The sequence below is a fragment of the Streptomyces sp. NPDC059477 genome (assembly GCF_042749375.1).
Classification (GTDB): Bacteria; Actinomycetota; Actinomycetes; order Streptomycetales; family Streptomycetaceae; genus Streptomyces.
The window spans coordinates 1-21,605 of sequence record NZ_JBHYUG010000034.1; the positions used below are offsets into that span (position 1 = coordinate 1).

Sequence of the window (21,605 nt, forward strand, 5' to 3'; positions counted from 1 at the left end):
CGGGGGGGGTGGTCACGGGCGGGGGGGGCGCCGGCGGGGGGGGGGGGGGGCGGGGGCCGTGCCGTGGGGGGGGGCTGGTGGGGGGGTGCTGGCCCCCCCCCGCGGGGGCCCCCCGGGCACCACCCCCCCGGGGGGGGCCGGCCCTGGCGCCGGCCCCGCCCCCCGCGGGAAGCCTTCGCCTCCCGGTCCGGGAGGCCACCGCTTCGGGTGTGGGTGGATCACTGCATGACGGCGATGGCCAGCGCACGGCGGGCACGCATCGAGGCGCGCTCGGCCCGGCGCTGCATACGGCGGGCAGCCACCAGGCTGATCGCCCGGCGCTCCTGCTCCGCGTCACGCAGGCGGTCGTGCATATGCGCACGAGCCAGCGCTTCTGGGATGAGTTGCATCTCTCGGGTCCTGTTCTGGCGCGAGTCGTTCGCGCCGGTGGTGGTGACGTCTTCGGTCGCCGAGCCGGTGGGCTCGTTGGCGGACGGCTTCATCGGGGCCTGCTTCTGGGGGTCGAGCGTGAGGGGGCGGTCGATCGTTCCTGCGGTGTTCATGCTGTGACCGGGTTCTTGCGCGGGCGGCCACGAGGCCGCTTCCGGGCGACGACGACACCCTGGACGAACAGCTCTCCGCCCCAGACGCCCCAGGGCTCACGCCGCTCCTTGGCGCCGGCGAGGCAGGCCTCCATCAGCGGACAGGTGCGGCACAGGGACTTGGCGTACTCGACGTCCGCCGGGGACTCCGCGAAGAAGACCTCCGGGTCGTAGGAACGGCAGGGGACGGGTACGCCGAGGTTCTCGATGGCGTCGTCGAGCGCGGTGAGCGCCGTGAGCGGGGTCAAGGTGGAATCCTCCGTGAGGCCGGGCGGCGAGATCGTTTCGGAAGGCGGTACGGACGTGGCGTGCGCTTCGAGTTGCACGGTTCGTCTTCCTCGTCTGGTCGGTCCGGCCCTGTTGGGCCGGTGGTCGGCTGGTGCCGGGTTCTTTTCTTGTCCCGAGGCCCCTTCGGTCTGTTCTCCCCGTTCAGGGAAAACAGAAGGGCCGCGGATCCCGGTTGGGGTTCCGCGGCCCTGGAAGGTGCCGGCCTGATCGCCGATCAGGCTGGATCGCTCCAGGGTTCTGGCCCACGGAAGGCCCACATCTGGTGGTGCTGCGTCGTCAGCTTCCGGAATCCGGCACCGGTTGCCGTAAAGGCATAGGCCTGCGCCTTAGCCGTTACTGCCGCTTCCAGTGCCTTGGTCGGTCGCTCATTGCGCTCCCGGACGGGGAGGCCCGCCAGAGACACGGAGGACGCCGGGCGTGCGGCAGGAATGCCGGACACACCGGTGCCCAGGTCCGAAGCGCCGAGCATGCACAGGGAGACGGCCGAGCGATCGGTCATTTTGACCGCGCTGCTGAAGCTGCTGGTGTTGATGGTGATCACTGGGCTCGCCTCCTCTCGGCGTATCGGGGGGTTGGGATGAACCAACCCGGTCGGATATGCAAGTAGAACACGGAATCAGTGCCTCCGAGAAGGCCGCTGTTCCGTGTGTAAGAACCTATGGGGATTGACGGGGCTTTCGCAAACTATTTTTGCGACGAGTTCGCATCGGCCGTGCCGTTCGCCGCCACGGGGTCACGGCCTGCGCAGATGGCCAGCACATCGGCCCCGTAGCGGCGGAACTTGCGCATCCCCACGCCCGGGATCCGGGCCAGCTCCCGCTCGTCCTCGGGTCCGGCCTCGGCGATCGCGATCATCGTCTTGTCCGTGAGGACGCAGAACGCGGGCTGGCCGCTGCGGCCCGCCACGTCCGCCCGCCATGCCCGCAGTCGCTCGTAGAGCCCCTCGTCCATGTCGGACGGGCAGTCCTCGCAGCGCATCAGTTTCATCTCGCCGGCCTCGGTGAGGGTGCGTCCGCAGACCCGGCAGCGGGCGGGGGTGCGCTGGGTGCGTCTCGGGGCGGCCTCGGCGAGACCGGGGACCCCGCGCTCGACCCCGCCCGGACCGGCCGCCGCCGCGCGGGGCGCGCCCGCCGAGGAGCCGGGGCGCAGTCCGTCGAGGAAGCGGCTGACGCGGCGGGACGGCCGGTTCCCCGGTGAGCGGGCGAGGGCCCAGGAGACATGGAGCCGCTCGCGGGCGCGGGTGACACCGACATAGAGGAGGCGGCGCTCCTCCTCGATCTGCTCGTCGGTTCTGGCGTAGGTGATCGGCATCATGCCCTCGGCGACGCCCACCAGGAAGACGACGTCCCACTCCAGGCCCTTGGCGGAGTGCAGCGAGGCGAGGGTGACGCCCTGCACGGTCGGGGCGTGCTGGGCGCCGGCCCGTTCGTCCAGTTCGGCCACCAGGTCGCCGAGGGTGGCGTCGGCTCGGGCGGCGGTGAAGTCCCGCGCGAGGTGCACCAGCGCGGCCAGCGACTCCCAGCGCTCCCTCACGGCTCCCGAGCTGGCCGGCGGCTGTGCGGTCCAGCCTTCGCCGGAGAGCACGGCACGGACCTGGGAAGGCAGGTCGACGGCCCCGTCGAGGGCGGAGTCGTTGCCCCCGAAGCGGGCGGCTGCGCGCAGGTTCACGATCGCTCTGCGCACCTCGGGCCGGTCGAAGAACCGTTCGGCGCCGCGCAACTGGTAGGGGATCCCGGCGTCGGCGAGGGCCTGCTCGTAGGTCTCGGACTGGGCGTTGGCGCGGAACAGGATGGCGATCTCGCTCGCCGGGACACCGGCGTCGAACAGGGCGCGGATGCGCCGGGCGGCGCCCTCGGCCTCGGCGGGCTCGTCCGGGTACTCGGTGTGGACCGGCTCGGGTCCGGCGGCCCGCTGGGAGATCAGCTCCAGCCGGTGGTCCGCGGCCCGGCCGCTGGCCTGGGCGAGCAGCCCGTTGGCGAGATGGACGACCTGGGGGGTGGAGCGGTAGTCGCGGACCAGCTTGACGACGGTGGCACCGGGGTGGCGGGCGCGGAAGTCGAGCAGATGGTCCGGGGTTGCTCCGGTGAACGAGTAGATCGTCTGGCTGGCGTCGCCGACCACGCACAGGTCGTCCCGCTCCCCCAGCCACAGATCGAGCAGGCGCTGCTGGAGCGGGCTGACGTCCTGGTACTCGTCGACCACGAAGTGCTGGTACTGGGCGCGTACCTGATCGGCGATGTCGTGGCGGTCCTGGAGGATGCCGACGGTCAGCAGCAGTACGTCCTCGAAGTCGATGACCGCGCGGGCCCGCTTGAGGTCCTCGTAGGCGGCGTACAGCTGGGCGATCTCGGCCGGGTCGCGGGGGATGTCGCGGCCGGCCTTCGCGGCTGCGAGCGCGTAGTCGGCGGGCACGGTCTGGGTGACCTTCGCCCATTCGATCTCGCCGGTGACATCCCGCAGCTCGCCCCGGTCCAGGCGCAGCCGGCAGCCCGCGGCGGCGTCGGTGACGAGCTGGATCTTGCGGTCGACGATCCGGGGCATGGCACCGCCGACGGCTTTCGGCCAGAAGTACTGGAGCTGGCGCAGGGCGGCGGAGTGAAACGTACGGGCCTGGACGCCCTGGGCGCCGAGTTGGCGGAGCCGGCCGCGCATCTCCCCGGCCGCGCGGTTGGTGAAGGTGACGGCGAGCACGCTGGAGGGCTGGAGGATGCCCGCGCGCACTCCGTAGGCGATGCGGTGGGTGATGGCCCGCGTCTTGCCCGTACCGGCCCCGGCCAGGACGCACACCGGGCCGCGCAGGGTGGTGGCCACCTCGCGCTGCTCGGGGTCGAGCCCTTCGAGCACGGCGTCGGCCGTGTCCGGTACCCCCGGGAAGAGGGGGGAGTGCGTTGCTGCTGTCACACCGCCATGCTGCCAGGTCGCCGGAGACGGGTGAGCCGGTTGTCCACAGGCGAGCCCTCGCAGTCGTATTAATACGACTGCTCCTTCGCGCCCCCGCCCACCCGCTTCCCGCGCCGCGCTGCGACAGGTCCCGGCCGGCGTCGATACCCCTGGCGGGAATGGCGGCCGGTTCCGATGCGTTCACCGAGGGCGAGCACCCGTCCCCGGAACCGCCGAAGGAGCGCGAGAGACAATGTCGGGCACTGTGACGATGTACAGCACCACGTGGTGCGGCTACTGCCGCCGGCTGAAGAGCCAGATGGACCGCGAGGGCATCGCGTACAACGAGATCAACATCGAGCAGGACCCGGAGTCCGCCGACTTCGTGGAGAAGGCCAACAACGGCAACCAGACCGTGCCCACGGTACGGATCGTCCCGGCCTCCGGCGGTGCCGAGGTGGTCATGACCAACCCGAGCCTGGCCCAGGTGAAGCAGGCCCTCGCGGCCTGAGACCCGCGTTCCTCGCCGCTCGGCCCGTCTGACGTCACGGCCCCTTCCGGTACCTACCGGAATGGGCCGTCGGCGTTCGGCCACGGGTCGTGACGAGGGTGCCGGTCAGGCCACGTTGCGGGTCGGCATCGGCTTTCCGTACCACAGTTCGATCAGTCGGGCGGCGATGGAGATGCCGTACGGGGGCAGCACCTCGCCGGAGTCGAAGGCGGCGCGCAGTTCGTCGCGGGAGAACCAGCGGGCCTCGCCGATCTCGTCGCCGTCGACGGTGATCTCGGTGGAGGTGGCGCGGGCCAGGAAGCCCAGCATCAGGCTGGACGGGAACGGCCAGGGCTGGCTCGCGACGTACTCGACCTGGCCGACGGTGATGCCGGCCTCCTCGAACACCTCGCGGCGCACCGACTGCTCCACGGACTCGCCGGGCTCGACGAAACCGGCCAGCGTGGAGAAGCGGCCCTCGGGCCAGTGCACCTGGCGGCCGAGGAGGATGCGGTCGTCCTCGTCGGTGACCGCCATGATCACGGCGGGGTCGGTGCGCGGGTAGTGCTCGGCGCCGCACGCGGGGCAGCGGCGGATATGGCCGGCGGCGGCGATCACCGTGCGCTCGCCGCAGCGGGAGCAGAAGCGGTGGGTGCGCTGCCAGTTCTCCAGACCGACCGCGTGCACCATGAGGCCCGCGTCGCGCGGGGAGAGCAGCAGCCCGGCCTCGCGCAGCCCCGCCGGGCGCGCCGACTGGTCGATGCGGCCGGGAAGGGCGTCCTTCTGGAGGGCGAAATAGCTCACCCCGTCCTCGTCGATGCCCAGGAAGTAGCGGTGGGCCTCGGTGAGGGGGGCCTCGAAGGACGGGGTCATGACGAGTTCGGTGTGGCCCTTGGCCGTCTCGTCGATCAGGACCTGGCCGCCGGACACCACGAAGCAGCGGGTCGTGGGGTGGCTCCACGCCGCCGCGAGCCAGGCCTCGTCGAGCCGGTGGTGCGCGGCGCGGTCGATGCCGGTGGGCGCGGTGAGCGAGATGGGGCGGTCGGCGGTGTGGTCGGTCCAGGTGGTCACGGGTGCTTCCAACTCCCCCAGGGCAACAGTGCGGTTCGACGGACGGTTCGGCGGGACGTACGGCGGGAGATGTCGTCGTCCGTCGGGGCCCGGCCGTGCGGGGCGGTGCTTCCAGTGTGCCCCGCGCGGGCGGCCCGTCCGGACGGCGCCGGACGGTCAGGGCGCATGGCTCCAGTGCTCCGCGAGATCGCCCCACAGGTACGCCGTGGTCTCGACGCCCTTGAGCAGCAGGTCCAGCTCCACCTTCTCGTTCGGCGCGTGCCAGCCGTCGGACGGGACGGAGATGCCGAGGAAGAGCACCGGGGTGCCGAGCACCTCCTGGAGGTCCGCGGCGGGTCCTGAGCCGCCCTCGCGCGTGTAGCGCACGGGCTGCTCGAAGGCGCGGCTCATGGCGCGCGCCACGGATCGGAGCGCGGGGTGGTCGAGCGGGGTGAGACAGGGGCGGGTGGCGCCGCCGAAGACGATCTCGTGCCGGATCCCGGCCGGGAGCTGTTCGGCGGTCCAGCCGCGGACCGCCTTCTCGATGTGGCCGGGGTCCTGTCCGGCGACCAGCCGGAAGGAGAGCTTCACCATGGCCTCGGACGGGATGATCGTCTTGCTGCCGGGGCCCTGGTAGCCCCCGCCGATGCCGTTGACCTCGGCGGTCGGGCGGGCCCAGATCCGCTCCAGGGTGGTGTGCCCGGCCTCGCCGAGCGTGGCGTACGACTTGGCCGTGCGCAGCCAGCCGGCCTCGTCGAAGGGCAGTTCCGCGAAGAGCGCCCGCTCGCGGTCGGTCAGCTCGGCGACACCGTCGTAGAAGCCGGGGATCGCCACGCGCGCGTGCTCGTCGTGCAGGGCCGCGACGAGGCGGGCGGCGGCGGTCGCCGGGTTGGGCACGGCACCGCCGAAGGAGCCGGAGTGAATGTCCTGGTCGGGTCCGTACAGCCGGATCTCGCACTCGGCGAGGCCCCGCATGCCGGTGCACACGGTGGGGGTGTCGGCGGACCACATGCCGGTGTCGGAGACGATCACCGCGTCCGCGGCGAGCCGCTCGGCCCGCTCCTCGACCAGCGCGCGGAAGTGCGGCGAGCCGGATTCCTCCTCGCCCTCGACGAGCAGCTTCAGATGCACGGCCGGGGAGGTGCGGCCGGTCGCGGCCAGGTGGGCGCGGACGCCGAGTGTGTGGAAGAACACCTGGCCCTTGTCGTCGGCCGCCCCGCGCGCGTAGAGCCGGTTCTCCCGGACGACGGGCTCGAAGGGGTCGCTGTCCCAGCCGTCCTCCCGCGCGGCGGGCTGCACGTCGTGGTGGCCGTAGACGAGGACCGTGGGTGCCGCGGGGTCGTCGCTGGGCCACTCCGCGTAGACGGCGGGGGCGCCCTGGGTCGGCCAGACCTCGGCCACCGGGAATCCGGTCTCGGTCAGCTTGGCGGCGAGCCAGTCCGCGCTGCGCCGGACGTCCGCCGCGTGATCGGGCTGGGCCGACACCGACGGGATGCGCAGCCACTCGCACAGCCCGTCGAGGAAGGCATCTCGGTGCCGGGCGATGTACGTACGGACAGCGCTGTCCGGGGTGTGGCTCATGGTCACGAGCCTATCGGCCCACAGTGACAACCCGTTCGTGCTGTTCGTCACCGGGTGGTCCGTCGCCAGGTTGTCCGTTTCCGGGTGGTCCGTCCCCGGGGTCCGTCAGGAGCAGCCGCTCCAGCGCGGCGCGGTCCGGCAGATCGTCGTGGTGTACGACCTCACCGGTGCGCACGTGCACGAAGGCGGCCGTCACCGACTCCGGCGGCACCCCCTGCCGCTCGGCCCAGGCGAGCCGGTACAGGGCGAGCTGGAGCGGATCGGCGTTCCGGCCCCGGCCGGTCTTCCAGTCGACGATCTCGTACGTCTGCGTCTCGCCGTCGTCCGTCCGGTAGACGGCGTCGATACGGCCCCGGATCACCCGGCCGGCGATGCCCAGCTGGAAGGACGCCTCGACACGGTAGGGCGTGCGGTGGGCGTACTCGGTGCGTTCGAACGCCTCCTTGAGGGCCTCCAGGTCGCGTTCGTCGGCGATCTCGGCGTCGCCGCCGGGCAGTTCGTCCGGCCCCAGCAGGGGCAGGGTCAGTTCCTCGAAGCGGGCCTCGACCCAGGCGTGGAAACGGGTGCCCCGGCGGGCGGCGGGCTGTGGCGGGCGGGGCATGGGGCGGGCCAGTTCCTGTGCGAAGCCCTCGGGGTCGGCGGCCATCCGCATCACCTGCGTGGCGGTGAGCGAGGCGGGCAGGGTCACCTCCGTGACGGCCTCCCGCGCGCGCAGCAGTTCCCCGGTGAGCGCGTCCAGGTCACGGTCCCAGGAGGCGATGGCGCGGGCTTCCTCGGGGGTGAGCGGCTCGGATGTCCGGTGTCCGGAGGTCTGATGCCCGGAGGTCTGGTGGGGGACGGTGGGGCGATGCCGGTCCTCGTCGGCGGGCTCCTCCCTGTGGGACGGCTCTGGCGGCTCCTCCTCGAAGCAGGGCGGCTCTTCCTCGTAGCCGGGCGGTTCCTCCTCGTAGCCGGGTGGCTCGTCCTCGGGGGCGGTGGGCCAGTCCGGGTCCTCGTACGCGCCGGGGTCGCGGACGGCCGCGCGGTGGGTGGTCTCGCGGGCGGCGAGGGTGTCCAGGTGGGCGAGGACGGTCCTGGCGGCGGCGCGGCGGCGGGCGAGGGCGGTGTCGTCCAGGGGCAGCGGCCAGGCGTGGTCGGCGGTCCGCCGGCCCAGGGCGGGGTTCTCCTCACCGTCCTCCGGTGCGTCGGCCCAGACCTCGATCTCGCCGTGTCCGGCGACGCAGTGGTCGTACAGGGCCGTGAGGAAGCCGGAGGGGCCGCGGCGGCGCTTCTGGGTGGGGCCCCACCAGTGGCCGGAGCCGAGCAGGAGGGAGCGGGGGCGGGTGAAGGTGACATAGCCGAGGCGGAGTTCCTCGGTGTGCTGGTGGTCCTTCATCGCCTCGTGGAACGCCTTCATCCCGCGCGCGTCCCAGGACCGGATGTCGGGGAGGGTGTCGGCGTCGCCGCGCAGTTCGTGCGGCACCACCTTGGCCTGGGCGGTCCACTTCTCGCGGCCCTGGGTGCTGGGGAAGGTACCGGTGACCAGGCCGGGGACGGCGACGACATCCCATTCGAGGCCCTTGGACCTGTGCGCGGTGAGCACCTTGACGGTGTTCTCGCCGCCGGGCAGGGCGTTGTCGAGGCCCTTCTCGTACTGGGCCGCGGTGCGCAGGAAGCCCAGGAAGGCGAGGAGGGTGGCCGTGCCGTCACCGGCGGCGAAGGACGCGGCGACGTCCAGGAAGTTGGAGAGGGTCTCGCGGCGGCGGGCGGCCAGCGCGTGCGGGGACGCGGAGAGTTCGACCTCCAGGCCGGTGACCGCGAGGACGCGGTGCAGGACGTCCATGAGCGGGTCGGCGAGCGAGCGGCGCAGGTCGCGCAGTTCGGTGGCGAGGCGGGCGAACCGCACGCGTGCCTCGGCCGAGAACGGCAGCGTGTCGTCGTCCCGGCCGCCGAGGAAGGTGTCGAGAGCGTCCGCGAGGGAGATCACCTCGGCCGGGTCGACGCCCTCGACGGCCTCGGCGAGCCTGCGGTCGGGATCGTCGTCGTCACCCACGCGCGTGTGGGCGACGAGCAGCCGGGCGCGCCGCCCGAGGAGGGCGAGGTCGCGCGCGCCGATGCGCCAGCGCGGGCCGGTCAGCAGCCGGACCAGGGAGGCGTTGGCGCCGGGGTCCTGGAGTACCTCGCAGACAGCTACCAGGTCGGCGACCTCGGGCAGGTGCAGCAGCCCGGACAGGCCGACCACCTCGACGGGTACCTCCCGGGCGACGAGCGCGCCCTGGATCTCCGCGAAGTCGCTCGCCGTGCGGCACAGGACGGCGATCTCGCCGGGTGCCGTGCCGGTGCGCACGAGGTGGGCGACGGAGTCGGCGAGCCAGTCGATCTCCTCGGCGTGGGTGGGCAGCAGGGCGCAGCGGACCTGTCCGTCGTGTTCGGCGCCGGGGGCGGGACGCAGGGCCTCCACGCCCGCGTGCAGGGCGCGCAGCGGCTCGGCGAGGCCGTTGGCGAGGCCGAGGAGCCGGCCGCCGCTGCGGCGGTTCTCGCTGAGCGCCTGGCGGGTCGCGCGCCCGCCGTCCGCGCGGGCGAAGTGCTCGGGGAAGTCGTCCAGGTTGGCGACGGAGGCGCCGCGCCAGCCGTAGATCGCCTGGCAGGGGTCGCCCACGGCGGTCACCGGGTGGCCGGTGCCGCCGCCGAAGAGCCCGGCCAGCAGGACGCGTTGGGCGACCGAGGTGTCCTGGTACTCGTCGAGGAGCACGACGCGGAACTCCTCGCGCAGCAGCCGGCCCACCTCGGGGAGCTGGGCGAGCCGGGCGGCGAGGGCGATCTGGTCGCCGAAGTCGAGGAGGTCGCGTTCGCGCTTGGCCGCGCGGTAGCGCAGGACCAGTTCGGCGAGTTCGCGCCGCGCGGCGGCCGTGTCGGGGACCTTGCGCAGATCGGGGTTGGTGAGCTTGGCGCCCTGGACGGCGAGCAGGAGTTCGGCGTCCCACGCGCGCAGGCTCTCCGGCCGGACGAGGTGCTCGGCCAGCTCGGCGTCCAGCGCGAGGAGGTCGCTGACCAGGTCGGGGAAGGAGCGGGTGAGCGCCGGATAGAGTCCCGGGGCCTCGCGCAGGACGCGCGCGGCCAGCTGGAAGCGGGTGGCGTCGGCGAGGAGGCGGGAGGAGGGCTCCAGGCCGATGCGCAGTCCGTGGTCGGTCAGCAGCCGTCCCGCGAAGGCGTGGTACGTGGAGATCACCGGCTCGCCCGGCGGGTGGTCCGGGTCGATCACGTCGGGGTCGGTCACGCCCGCCCTGACCAGTGCCTTGCGGACCCGCTCGGCGAGTTCGCCGGCCGCCTTGTTGGTGAAGGTGAGGCCGAGCACCTGTTCCGGGGCGACCTGCCCCGTGCCGACCAGCCACACCACGCGGGCCGCCATCACCGTCGTCTTGCCGGAGCCCGCTCCGGCCACGATCACCTGCGGGGCGGGCGGCGCGACGATGCAGGCCATCTGCTCCGGGGTGAACGGAATCCCGAGAAGCTCCTTGAGCTGCTCGGGGTCGGTGAGGTGTGCGGGCATGTCGGAGAGGCTATCGGCGGGCACTGACAACGGGTTCCGCAGGCCGGGGGTGGGTGGGCACGGGGGTGCCAGGGGCGGGCGAGCGGGCCTGGGCGTGCCGCACGCGGCGGGTGGGCGAGTGGACCTGCGTGTGCCCCGGGCGGCGGGCGAGCGCGTGGGCGCGGATGGTGCCGTAGGTCACTTCACTCCACGACGTGGCGGCCCTCCGGGCGGGCACTGCACGAGGCGCGGAACGCGCAGTGCGTGCACTGCTGGCCGGTGGTCGGGGTGAACCGTTCGTCGAGGACCTTGCCCGCGGCGGTGGCGAGCAACTCGCCGACCCAGTCGCCGTCCAGGGGCTCCTGGGCCTGCACCTTGGGCAGCGTCTCGCCGCCGTCCCGCACGGCGGCGCCCTGCCGGAGCTGGACGAGTTCGGCGCCGCCCGGCTCGGGGCGTACGCCGTCGAACGCCTCGTCGACGGCGCCTTCGCGGACCGCGAGCTGGTAGACGGCGAGCTGCGGGTGTCGGGCGACCTCGGCCGACGTGGGCGCCTGCTTGCCGGTCTTGAAGTCGACGACATAGGCGCGGCCGTCGCCGTCGGCCTCCACGCGGTCCATCTGGCCTCGGATGCGCACCTTGTACTCACCGGCTTCGAGAGTGACGTCGAAGTCGTGCTCGCTCGCCACGGGGGTGCGGCCCGCGCGGTCCAGCACATGCCATTGCAGAAAGCGTTCGAGGGCGACGCGCGCGTTGTCCTTCTCCTGGGCGGACTTCCACGGCGCGTCGAAGGCGAGCGCGTTCCACACCGAGTCGAGGCGTTCCATCAGCACGGGCAGATCGGCCGGGGAGTGCCCGGAGGCGACCTCGTCGGCCAGGACGTGCACGACGTTGCCGAAGCCCTGGGCGGCCGTCGCGGGCGCGTCGGCCTTCACCTCGCGGCCCAGGAACCATTGCAGCGCGCAGGTGTTGGCGAGCTGGTCCAGGGCGCTGCCGGAGAGCGCCACGGGCTGGTCCCGGTCGCGCAGCGGCACCGTGGCGGCGGTCGGCTCGAACATGCCCCACCAGCGGTCGGGGTGCGCGGCGGGCACCAGTGGGCGGCCGTCCTCGTCGGCGAGGGCGGCGAGCCGGGCCAGCCTGCGGGCGGCGGCCTCCCGCAGCGCCGCCGACGCGCGCGGGTCGACGGTGGTGGCACGCAACTCGGCGACCAGCGCGGCGACCGCCAGGGGGCGGCGGGGGCGCCCGGTGACGTCCCGGGGTTCGACGCCGAGTTCGGTGAGGAAGCGGGAGGGCTGGTCACCGTCGTCGGCGGGAGCCTTCACGGCGGTGACGACGAGCCGTTCCCTCGCGCGCGTGGCGGCGACGTAGAACAGCCGGCGTTCCTCGGCGAGCAGTGCGCCCGGGGTGAGGGGTTCGGCGAGTCCGTCGCGGCCGATCCGGTCGGCCTCCAGCAGCGAGCCGCGGCGGCGCAGATCCGGCCACAGCCCTTCCTGCACGCCCGCGACGACGACCAGGCGCCATTCCAGGCCCTTGGCGCGGTGCGCGGTCATCAGGCGGACGGCGTCGGGGCGCAGGGCCCGCCGGGTGAGTGTGTCGGCGGCGATGTCCTCGGCGTCGACCTCCGCCAGGAAGTTCAGCGCGCCCCGGCCTCCGATGCGCTCCTCCGCGCGGGCGGCGGTCGCGAACAGCGCGCACACGGCGTCCAGGTCACGGTCGGCGTTGCGGCCGGCCGCTCCCCCGCGCCGGGCGGCCCCTTCCAGTCGCCCGGGCCACGGCGTGCCCGACCACAACAGCCACAGCGCCTCTTCGGCCGTGCCGCCGCGCGCGAGGCACTCACGGGCCGTGCGCAGCAGTCCGCCGAGCCGCTGGGCGCCCCGCGCGTACGCGGGGTCGTGCACGGCCAGCCGCTCCGGCTCGGCGAGGGCCCGCGCGAGCAGGTCGTCCGACGGCGGCGGCAGCGCCGTGCCCCCGGCCCGCTCCTCGTCCCGCAGGGCCCGCCCCAGGCGGCGCAGATCGGCGGCGTCCATACCGGCGAGGGGGGAGGTGAGCAGGGTGAGGGCGGTCTCGGTGTCGAGCCAGCAGGGCTCGCCCGAGGTCACCCGCCCGCCACCACCGCTTGCCTCCGCTACGGGCGCCTCGTCTACGGGCGCCTCATCGCCACGGCCGGTCGCCTCCGCCGCAGGCCCCTCGTCACTGCGGCCCGTCGCCTCCTCCAGAGGCACTCCGTCCCTGCGGCCTGTCGCCTCCGCCCCGAGCATCCCGTCGCTGCGGCCCACCGCAGACGCCCCGTCCCTGCGGTCCGTCGTCTCCGCCGCAGGCACCCCGTCGGCACGGCCCGTCGCCTCCACCGCAAGCAGCCCGTCGCCCCGCCCACTCGCCTCCCCGGCAGGCACTCCATCGCCACGCCCCGTCGCCTCCACCACAGGCACCCCATCCCTGCGGCCCGCTGCCTCCCCCGCAGGCACCCCATCACCGTGCCCGGTCGCCTCCCCGGCAGGCGCCCCGTCCCCCCGGCCCCCCGAATCCCCCCGAGGCACCCCGCCGCTATGCCCCGTCGCCTCCGCCATGGCCACCGCGCGGAGTGCCGTCAGCAGGGGGGCCACCGAGGGTTCGTGGCGCAGGGGTGCGTCGTCGCCGTCGATGTCGAGCGGGACTCCGGCGGCGGTGAGGGCGCGGCGCAGGCTCGGGATGGTGCGGGAGCCGGCGCGCACCAGGACGGCCATCTCGCGCCAGGGCACGCCGTCCTCCAGGTGGGCCCGGCGCAGGATGTCGGCGATGTTGTCCAGCTCGGTGCCCGCCGTCGGGTAGGTGAAGGCCTCGACCCGGCCGCCCTCGCGCGCGGGGGCGAGTTCACGGTGGGCGCGCACCTTGTCGGCGGGGAGCCGGGTCAGCGGCATGCGCCGGGTCAGCAGCCGGGTGGCGTCCAGCAGGGCGGCACCCGAGCGGCGGGACGTGCGCAGCACCTCGACGGGGGCCGGGCCGCCCTCCGCGCGGGGGAAGTCGCGCGGGAACTCCAGGATGCCGTTCACGTCGGCGCCCCGGAAGGCGTAGATCGACTGGTCGGGGTCGCCGAAGGCGACCAGGGTGCGTCCGCCGCCCGCCAGCGCGTGCAGCAGCCGTACCTGGGCCGCGTCGGTGTCCTGGTACTCGTCGACGTAGACGGCGTCGTACCGGGCGGCGAGCCGCTCGGCGACCTCCGTACGGTGGGCGAGGAGCACGGCGCGGTGCACGAGTTCGGCGTAGTCGAGGACGCCCTGGAGGTCGAGCACGTCGAGGTACTCGGCGAGGAAGGCGGCTCCGGCCCGCCAGTCGGGGCGCCCGATGCGGCGGGCGAAGGCGTCCAGGGCGTCGGGCCCGAGGCCCAGTTCGCGGGTCCGGGCGAACACCGCGCGGACCTCGTCGGCGAAGCCGCGCGTGGTGAGACAGGCGCGCAGTTCGTCGGGCCAGCGCCGATGCGCGAGACCGGCCCGCTCCAGGTCGGCCTGGCCCGCGAGCAGCTCACGGACGGTGACGTCCTGCTCGGGGCCGGACAGCAGCCGCAGGGGCTCGACGAACAGAGCGCTGTCCTGGTGGGCGCGGACCAGCGCGTAGCAGTACGAGTGGAAGGTCGTCGCCCGGGGTGCGTGGGCCGCTCCCATGCGCAGCGCCATGCGGTCGCGCAGTTCGACGGCCGCCTTGCGGCTGAAGGTCAGGACGAGGATCCGCTCGGGGTCGGTCCCGCGCGCGATGCGGGCCGCGACGGACTCCACCAGTGTGGTGGTCTTTCCGGTGCCCGGACCTGCGAGAACGAGCAGCGGGCCGCTCTCGTGGGCAACCACCGCGCGCTGTTCGGCGTCCAGACGAGGGGGATCCGGCGGGGCCGGTGGAGTACGCACCAGCCGGTAAGCGCCACGGTTCCCCCGCCGCACCTGGAGGTGCGGCGGGCGCCTGATGGAGGAAGAGGAGCTCACGTGGTTCGCCGGTCCTGGTGGTCGTGCTCGGGTCTGTCCCGGGCGGCGGTGTGCGCCCTCCCGGAGCGGATGTCGGGGGACGGCCTCCGTCAGGTGTGGAGGACGGTGACCGAGGGGTGAACGGGACGCGTGCAGGTGACGCTACGCCGCCGAGGACAACGAAAGACGGACTTCCGCTTCTTCCCGTGCGACCCGCACGTCACGCGCGCTCCGCGCCCCACGAACGTACGTCATGTCACGGAAGTGCCCAATATCGCTCGTACGGATCACGTGCCCTCCATGGCGGCCCCGGATGGCGGAAGCTGTCAGGTGTGAGCCTGACCGTGTTCGCCGCCGTCCCAGCGCGCCCGTTTCATATCGATACGGGGCACATGACCTTCGGCGGCCCGGCTCGCCTCCTTGAGCGGCGTGCCCTCGGTTCTGTACCGGTCGAGGGCCCGCAGTTCATGTCCGGGCAGCAGCACGCCGTCCGCGCGGACGACCCGCCACCACGGCACCGCGGCACCGTACAGGGCCATCACCCGGCCGACCTGACGGGGCCCGCCCTCCTGGAGCCACTCCGCGACATCGCCGTACGTCATGACATGGCCCGGCGGGATCAGCTCGGCGACCTCAAGGACCCGATCTGCGTATTCCGGATATTCCGGGTGCTCCGGCGGCGCGTCCCCGTGCTCCGCGCGCGCCTCCCCCGGCAAGCTCTCCTCGCTCATTCGCCCCATCCTGCCCCACCGCACCGACAGTGCGACGGGCTCGCGGCGGTGCGCGGCCCTCGCTCCCCGGCAGCGCTTCCGACAGACTGTGCGGCCCCGCATTTGCACCCTGATGCCCCCGTGTGTCGGTGCGGCATGCCACCATCGTGCGGGCGGTGACCGGTGATACGAGACCGAGAAGGGTCGATGAAGCAGCAGGGTGTGCACCCCGAGGACGCGGAGGGTACCTCTGAGGCCGTGTCGCGCCCGGACACCGCCGATGCGGACGCGAAGATCCGCAGCGGGAACGAGAAAACCGGCGCCCGCGCGAAGCGCGATCCCGACGACCGCGCCGACCCCGATCCCCAGGGCCAAGCCGACCGCGTTCCCCATGGGCACGACAACCCTGCGCCCGACGGACCCGACGACGGCGGATCCGATGGACCCGGCAACCTCGACGGACCCAACGGCCCCGGCGGCCCCGGCAACCCCGACGGGCCCAGCGGCCCCGGCCCCCACGACAACGGCACAGGCCCCCCCGACGGACCCGGCGACCACCACCCCGGTGGCGGCCCCTCGGGCCACGGCCCCGAGGACTCCCGCGCGGACGAGGTGCAGGGCGACGAACCGCTCCTCCCCGCGCGCGTGCACCGCCCCTCCGACCTCATGCGGCTGCTGGTCGGTGTGCTCGGGGTCGTCGTCCTGCTGGCGATCTCGGCCTTCGCGCACGGCACCACATCCGGCCTGGAACAGGACATCAGCAAGGGCACCGGACAGGCCCCCGACCTACTGATCAAGATCGCGGGACTGGCGTCCAGCATCGCGATCCTGCTGGTGCCGGTCGCCTTCGCGATCGAACGGCTGATCAAACGCGACGGTCTGCGCATCGCCGACGGTGTGCTCGCCGCGGTCCTCGCGCACGGCGTGACCCTGGCCACCGACCTGTGGGTCGCCCAGGCGGCTCCCGACTCGATCCAGCAGGCGCTCACCCAGCCCTCCCCGGGCAACGTCAGCGTCCTCACCGACCCCGTGCACGGCTATCTCGCGCCGGTGATCGCGTACATGACCGCCGTCGGCATGTCGCGCAGACCACGCTGGCGCGCGGTGCTGTGGATCGTGCTGCTGCTCGACGCGTTCTCCATGCTGGTCACCGGCTACACGACACCCTTCTCGATCATCCTGACGGTGCTGATCGGCTGGAGCGTGGCCTATGGCACGCTCTACGCGGTCGGCTCGCCCAACGTCCGGCCCACCGGCCGCACGCTGATGGCGGGCCTCAGGACGGTCGGCTTCCGCCCGGTGAGCGCCGCGCGGGAGGACTTCGCGGAGAACACCGACAACGGCGACCGCGGCCGACGCTACTTCGTCACCCTGGAGGACGGCCGGCCACTGGACGTCACGGTCGTGGACCGCGAGCAGCAGGCGCAAGGGTTCTACTACCGGGTGTGGCGCAATCTGACGCTGCGCGGCTTCGCCACCCGCCGCAGCCTCCAGTCGCTGCGCCAGGCGCTGGAGCAGGAGGCGCTGCTGGCGTACGCGGCGATCGCCGCCGGGGCCAACGCGCCGAAACTGATCGCGACGTCCGAGCTGGGCCCCGACGCCGTGATGCTGGTGTACGAGCACACAGGCGGACGCTCCCTGGACGCACTGGCGGACGACGAGATCACCGACGATCTGCTGCGCAACACCTGGCACCAGGTGCGCGCGTTGCAGTCGCGGCGGATCGCCCACCGCAGGCTGGCCGGTGACGCGATCCTGGTGGATCGTTCCGGCACGGTGATCCTGACGGATCTGCGCGGCGGGGAGATCGCGGCCGGAGATCTGCTGCTGCGGATGGACATCGCCCAGCTGGTGACCACCCTCGCGCTGCGGGTGGGCGCCGAGCGGGCCGTGGCCTCCGCGCTGAGCGTGCTCGGGCCCGACACGGTGGCCGACTGTCTGCCGATGCTCCAGCCGATCGGCCTGACCCGCACCACGCGCACGACGCTGCGCCGGCTGGCCCGGGAGCGGGGCGAGCGGGAGCGCGAGGCGGTCCTGGAGGCATCCCGGCAGGCGAAGCTCGCCCGCGCGGAGGCCGCCGGGGGCGACACCGCGGTCGCGCTCGAAAAGCCCGGCAAGAAGGCCGTACGCGCGCAGTCGCGGGCCGAGAAGCGGGCCATGGACGAAGCCATGGACGAGGCCCGCGAGGAGGATCCGCTCACCCAGATCCGGCACGAGGTGCTGAAGATCAGGCCGCAGGCCCCCGTGGAGCCGGCCCGCCTCGAACGGGTCCGGCCGCGCACGCTGATCAGCATCATCGCGGGTGCCATCGGCGCGTACTTCCTGCTGACGCAGCTCACCCACATCGAGTTCGGGACCCTGGTCGCCAACGCGGAGTGGGGCTGGGTCATCGCGGCGGCGCTGTTCTCGGCGGTGAGCTATGTGGCCGCGGCCATGAGCCTGCTGGGGTTCGTACCGGAGCGGGTGCCGTTCGTGCGGACCGTGGCGGCGCAGGTCGCCGGGTCGTTCGTGAAGATCGTGGCGCCCGCCGCGGTGGGCGGGGTCGCGCTCAACACCCGGTTCCTGCAACGCCAGGGCGTGCGGCCGGGGCTCGCCGTGGCGAGTGTCGGCGCGTCGCAGCTGTTCGGCCTGGGCTGCCACATCCTGATGCTGCTGGCCTTCGGCTATCTCACCGGCATCGAGAAGACGCCGTCGCTGTCGCCGTCCCGGACGGTCATCGCGGGTCTGCTGACCGTGGCGGTCCTGGTGCTGGTGGTGACGTCGGTGCCCTTCCTGCGGAAATTCGTCGTCACGCGCGTGCGGTCGCTGTTCGCGGGTGTCGTGCCGCGCATGCTGGACGTGCTCCAGCGCCCGCAGAAGCTGGTCACCGGCATCGGCGGCATGCTGCTGCTGACGGCCTGCTTCGTGATGTGCCTGGACGCCTCCATCCGGGCCTTCGGCGACGAGTCCACCTCGATCAGCCTCGCCAGCGTCGCGGTCGTCTTCCTCGCGGGCAACGCGCTGGGTTCCGCGGCGCCCACCCCGGGCGGCGTCGGCGCGGTGGAGGCCACCTTGACGGTCGGCCTGATCGCTGTCGGCCTGCCCAGCGAGGTGGCCGCCCCGGCCGTCCTGATGTTCCGCCTGCTGACCCTGTGGCTCCCGGTGCTGCCGGGGTGGCTGGCGTTCAACCATCTGTCACGCAAGGGCGCGCTGTAGGCCCTCCCTGGGGCGGGCGTTCGAGTCACGGGGAATCACGGCCGTACCTCGTACGGCCCGCGCCCCGAGCGCGTTGCGCGGCCCGACCGCAGGATGGGTTCATGCCGAAACGATCCAGTCTGCGTACCGCCGCCCTGACCGCCACCGCCGTGCTGCTCGTCTCCGCCACCGCGGGCTGTGGCGGTGGCGCTCCTCTGGGCATGGATCTGACGGCGCAGCGGCTCAGCTGGAAGGACTGTCCGGCGCCGTCCCAGGCGGAGGGCGGCGGGGAGGCCCCGTCGCCGCTGCCGGGCGGCACCGCGTGGCAGTGCGCCACCATGCAGGCGCCGCTCGACTGGGACCACCCCCAGGGCGAGACGATCGGGATCGCGCTGATCCGGGCGAAGACCAGTGGTGCGGCGGACAAACGGATCGGTTCGCTGATCTTCAACTTCGGCGGTCCCGGCGGTTCGGGCGTCACCACCCTGCCCGCCTTCGGTACCTCGTACGACACCCTGCGCACCCGCTACGACCTGGTCAGCTTCGATCCGCGCGGGGTGGGCCGCAGCGACGGGGTGCGCTGCGAGAACGACCAGCAACTGGACGCGTACTTCCAGCAGGACGCGACCCCCGACGACAGCGCCGAGCGCGCCACCTACCTCGCCAACGTCAAGGGTTTCAACGCGGCCTGCGAGAAGAACTCGAAGACGATCCTGCCGCATGTGCGCACCACGGACGCGGCCCGCGACCTGGATCTGATGCGGCAGGTCCTCGGCGACGACAAGCTGTACTACTTCGGGATCTCGTACGGCACCGAACTCGGCGGGGTCTACGCCCATCTGTTCCCCCAGAACGTGGGCCGGGCCGTCTTCGACGCGGTCGTCGACCCGACGCAGAACTCCGAGGAGGGCTCGCTGGGACAGGCCAAGGGCTTCCAGCTCGCGCTCGACAACTTCGCCGAGAACTGTGTCTCGCAGCTGGAGGACTGCCCGATCGGTGACAGCGCGCAGGACGTGAAGAACCGGATCGCCAAGCTGCTGAAGGATCTCGACCGCAAGCCGATCCCGGGCATCTTCCCGCGTGAGCTGACCCAGACCGCGGCGACCAGCGGCATCGCGCAGTCGCTGTACTCGCAGGACTTCTGGCAGTACCTCACCGAGGGCCTTGAGCAGGCGTACGGCGGTGACGGGCAGATCCTGATGCTGCTGTCCGACTCGATGAACGGACGCAACCAGAACGGCGAGTACAGCAATCTCACCGCGGCCAACGTGTCCATCAACTGCGCCGACGACAAGCCCCGCTACGACGTGGCCTACGTGGAGCGCAAGCTTCCGGAGTTCCGGGCCGCCTCACCGGTGTTCGGCGACTATCTGGCCTGGGGCATGATCAGCTGCACGGACTGGGCGGTGCCGGGCGCCGCCGACCACCCCGACGTCAGCGCCCCGGGCTCGGCCCCGATCCTGGTCGTGGGCAACACCGGCGACCCGGCGACGCCGTACGAGGGCGCCCGCAAGATGGTGACCGCGCTCGGCGACAACGTCGGCGTGGAGCTGACGTACAAGGGCCAGGGGCACGGGGCCTACGACAGCAACAACCGGTGTGTGCGGACCGCGGTCGACGGCTATCTGCTCAACGGCCGGGTTCCGGCGGCCGGAACCGTCTGCGGCTGAGCACCGGCACCCCGGCCACCGCGACGGTCCGACCCCCACCACCCCAAAGAAGTCGCAGGTCAGAAGGTTATCCACAGGCTTCGACGGATTTTCTTCTCCCCGCCTACGATGGTCACACCGTTCGCCGTCGAAGCGCGGACGGCCTGCGAGGGGGAAGGTGCGATGACGCGTTTCGTACGGTGGTCCGCGCTCGGTGCGGCTGCCGCACTGCTGGTGGCGGGGTGCAGCTCGGGTTCGTCGGACGAGGGGAAGGGCGGGGAGAGTTCGAGTCCGTCGGACGCGGCGCCGCCGTCCGGGTCCACGCTGCCGTCGTCGCTGACCTCGCAGAAACCCGACTGGGGCGAGTGTGATGCCACGGATGACTCCCCCGCGCCGGGCGACGGCTGGGAGTGCGCCACGCTCAAGGTGCCCCTGGACTGGTCGAAGCCGGCGGGCGAGACGATCGGCCTGGCTCTGATCCGCTCCGAGGCCACGGGCGGTGACCGCATCGGCTCGCTGCTGTTCAACTTCGGCGGACCGGGCGGCTCTGGGGTGTCCACGATGCCGTCGTACGAGTCCGTGGTCTCCTCGCTGCACGAGCGCTACGACCTGGTGAGCTGGGATCCGCGCGGGGTCGGCGGCAGCGAGGGCGTGCGCTGCCGGGACAACGCGGAGATCCAGGCGGCGGAGCAGATCGACGCCTCGCCGGACACGGCGGCCGAGGAGGAGGCGTTCCTGAAGGACGCCGCCGACTTCGGCGACGGGTGCGAGGCGGCGGCCGGGCCGCTGCTGTCGCATGTCTCCACGACGGACACCGCGCGGGACATGGACCTGATGCGCCTGGTCCTGGGCGACGCGAAGCTCCACTACCTGGGCTTCTCGTACGGTACGGAACTCGGCGGGGTCTACGCCCACCTGTTCCCCGAGAACGTGGGGCGGCTGGTCCTGGACGCGGTGGTCGACCCGGCCGCGGACACCGTCGAGCACGCGAAGAACCAGACCCGGGGCTTCCAGCGCGCCCTCGAAAACTATCTGGTGTCCACCGGCGAGGACCCGGCGCAGGGCACGGCCAGGATCGCGGATCTGCTGGCGGGACTGGACGCGGAGCCGCTGCCCGCGTCGGGCGACCGGGAGCTGACCCAGTCGCTCGCGGTCATCGGGATCGTGCTGCCGCTGTACAGCGAGTCCGGCTGGCCCAGCCTGACCAGCGCGCTGACCGCCGCCGAGGAGGGCGACGGGTCCGAACTGCTGGCGCTGGCCGACGCCTACAACGAGCGGGACGCTTCGGGCGGTTACGGCACGACGACCCACTCCCAGCGCGTCATATCGTGCCTGGACGACAAGCAGCGGCCGACCATCGCGGAGACGAAGCGGCTGCTGCCGGAGTTCGAGGAGATCTCACCGGTCTTCGGGCCGTTCCTGGGCTGGGACACGGCCGGCTGGTGCCACGACTGGCCGGTGCCCGGTCAGTTCGACACCCCGGAGGTGAGCGCGCCGGGCGCGGCGCCGATCCTCGTGGTCGGCAACACCGGGGACCCGGCGACACCGGTGGAGGGGGCCCAGCGGATGGCCGACGAGCTGGGCGAGGACGTCGGCGTGGTCCTCACCTGGGACGGCGAGGGGCATGGCGCCTACGGCAGTGGGAGCGACTGTGTGGACTCCGCGGTGAACGCGTATCTGCTGGACGGCGAGGTGCCCGACAACGGCACGCGCTGCGCATGACGACGGCGGGGGCCACCAGCACCCGTGGTGCTGGTGGCCCCCGCCG

The 21,605-nt window shown here is 72.9% G+C and carries 13 protein-coding genes; 4 read left to right on the forward strand and 9 right to left on the reverse strand.

The features are described 5' to 3' along the window. Positions 1–218 precede the first annotated feature (218 nt). The 4 genes from ACFXAZ_RS18850 to ACFXAZ_RS18865 form a co-directional block, all read right to left on the reverse strand. Positions 219–542 carry a hypothetical protein gene (locus tag ACFXAZ_RS18850; RefSeq protein ID WP_382685020.1) on the reverse strand — a complete coding sequence of 108 codons (324 nt, stop codon included), beginning with the start codon at positions 540–542 and terminating at the stop codon, positions 219–221. Continuing rightward, positions 539–907, reverse strand: a complete 369-nt coding sequence (locus ACFXAZ_RS18855) for a WhiB family transcriptional regulator (protein ID WP_384591989.1) — start codon at positions 905–907, stop codon at positions 539–541. Before ACFXAZ_RS18855 ends, ACFXAZ_RS18850 begins: the two co-directional genes overlap by 4 nt. A gap of 176 nt (positions 908–1,083) precedes the next feature. Continuing rightward, on the reverse strand, positions 1,084–1,410 hold the full coding sequence (locus ACFXAZ_RS18860) for a hypothetical protein (protein WP_384591992.1): 327 nt from the start codon (positions 1,408–1,410) through the stop codon (positions 1,084–1,086). Positions 1,411–1,553: 143 nt separating this feature from the next. Beyond that, positions 1,554–3,770: an ATP-dependent DNA helicase UvrD2 gene (locus tag ACFXAZ_RS18865; RefSeq protein WP_384591995.1), complete on the reverse strand. Its 2,217-nt coding sequence runs from the start codon at positions 3,768–3,770 to the stop codon at positions 1,554–1,556. Between the two features lie 232 nt (positions 3,771–4,002). On the opposite strand from ACFXAZ_RS18865, the gene ACFXAZ_RS18870 reads away from it, so the two are divergent. After that, on the forward strand, positions 4,003–4,260 hold the full coding sequence (locus ACFXAZ_RS18870; protein WP_384591998.1) for a mycoredoxin: 258 nt from the start codon (positions 4,003–4,005) through the stop codon (positions 4,258–4,260). A 105-nt stretch (positions 4,261–4,365) separates the two neighbouring features. On the opposite strand, the gene nudC is transcribed toward ACFXAZ_RS18870, so the two are convergent. The 5 genes from nudC to ACFXAZ_RS18895 all read right to left on the reverse strand — a co-directional run bounded on the left by nudC (position 4,366) and on the right by ACFXAZ_RS18895 (position 15,035). After that, the gene (gene nudC / locus ACFXAZ_RS18875; RefSeq protein WP_384592001.1) at positions 4,366–5,310 is read right to left on the reverse strand and encodes an NAD(+) diphosphatase; all 945 of its coding nucleotides are present in this window, start codon (positions 5,308–5,310) and stop codon (positions 4,366–4,368) included. A 156-nt stretch (positions 5,311–5,466) separates the two neighbouring features. Next, entirely contained in the window at positions 5,467–6,870 is a 1,404-nt protein-coding gene (locus ACFXAZ_RS18880; RefSeq protein ID WP_384592004.1) for a dipeptidase, read from the reverse strand. Between the two features lie 10 nt (positions 6,871–6,880). Further along, a complete protein-coding gene (locus tag ACFXAZ_RS18885; RefSeq protein WP_384592007.1) occupies positions 6,881–10,399 on the reverse strand; it encodes a UvrD-helicase domain-containing protein in 3,519 nt (1,172 codons plus the stop codon). A gap of 182 nt (positions 10,400–10,581) precedes the next feature. Continuing rightward, a complete protein-coding gene (locus ACFXAZ_RS18890; protein WP_384592010.1) occupies positions 10,582–14,325 on the reverse strand; it encodes an ATP-dependent helicase in 3,744 nt (1,247 codons plus the stop codon). 305 nt (positions 14,326–14,630) lie between these two features. Then, on the reverse strand, positions 14,631–15,035 hold the full coding sequence (locus ACFXAZ_RS18895; RefSeq protein WP_384592013.1) for an MGMT family protein: 405 nt from the start codon (positions 15,033–15,035) through the stop codon (positions 14,631–14,633). 186 nt (positions 15,036–15,221) lie between these two features. On the opposite strand from ACFXAZ_RS18895, the gene ACFXAZ_RS18900 reads away from it, so the two are divergent. From ACFXAZ_RS18900 to ACFXAZ_RS18910, 3 genes are all read left to right on the forward strand, one after another. Then, the gene (locus tag ACFXAZ_RS18900) at positions 15,222–18,209 is read left to right on the forward strand and encodes a lysylphosphatidylglycerol synthase domain-containing protein (RefSeq protein ID WP_384592016.1); all 2,988 of its coding nucleotides are present in this window, start codon (positions 15,222–15,224) and stop codon (positions 18,207–18,209) included. 101 nt (positions 18,210–18,310) lie between these two features. Next, positions 18,311–19,858 (forward strand): alpha/beta hydrolase, encoded by a 1,548-nt coding sequence (locus tag ACFXAZ_RS18905; RefSeq protein ID WP_384592020.1) that lies wholly within the window; start codon positions 18,311–18,313, stop codon positions 19,856–19,858. Positions 19,859–20,020: 162 nt separating this feature from the next. Continuing rightward, complete coding sequence (locus tag ACFXAZ_RS18910; protein WP_384592023.1) at positions 20,021–21,559, forward strand: alpha/beta hydrolase; 1,539 nt, start codon at positions 20,021–20,023, stop codon at positions 21,557–21,559. Positions 21,560–21,605 lie beyond the last annotated feature (46 nt).

Bases quoted from the DNA above. Each gene is read 5' to 3' on its own strand.
- ACFXAZ_RS18900 (WP_384592016.1), top strand. From the start codon at position 15,222: ATGAAGCAGCAGGGTGTGCACCCCGAGGACGCGGAGGGTACCTCTGAG.
- ACFXAZ_RS18880 (WP_384592004.1), bottom strand. From the start codon at position 6,870: ATGAGCCACACCCCGGACAGCGCTGTCCGTACGTACATCGCCCGGCAC.
- ACFXAZ_RS18910 (WP_384592023.1), top strand. From the start codon at position 20,021: ATGACGCGTTTCGTACGGTGGTCCGCGCTCGGTGCGGCTGCCGCACTG.
- ACFXAZ_RS18885 (WP_384592007.1), bottom strand. From the start codon at position 10,399: ATGCCCGCACACCTCACCGACCCCGAGCAGCTCAAGGAGCTTCTCGGG.
- ACFXAZ_RS18895 (WP_384592013.1), bottom strand. From the start codon at position 15,035: ATGAGCGAGGAGAGCTTGCCGGGGGAGGCGCGCGCGGAGCACGGGGAC.
- ACFXAZ_RS18870 (WP_384591998.1), top strand. From the start codon at position 4,003: ATGTCGGGCACTGTGACGATGTACAGCACCACGTGGTGCGGCTACTGC.
- ACFXAZ_RS18850 (WP_382685020.1), bottom strand. From the start codon at position 542: ATGAACACCGCAGGAACGATCGACCGCCCCCTCACGCTCGACCCCCAG.
- ACFXAZ_RS18905 (WP_384592020.1), top strand. From the start codon at position 18,311: ATGCCGAAACGATCCAGTCTGCGTACCGCCGCCCTGACCGCCACCGCC.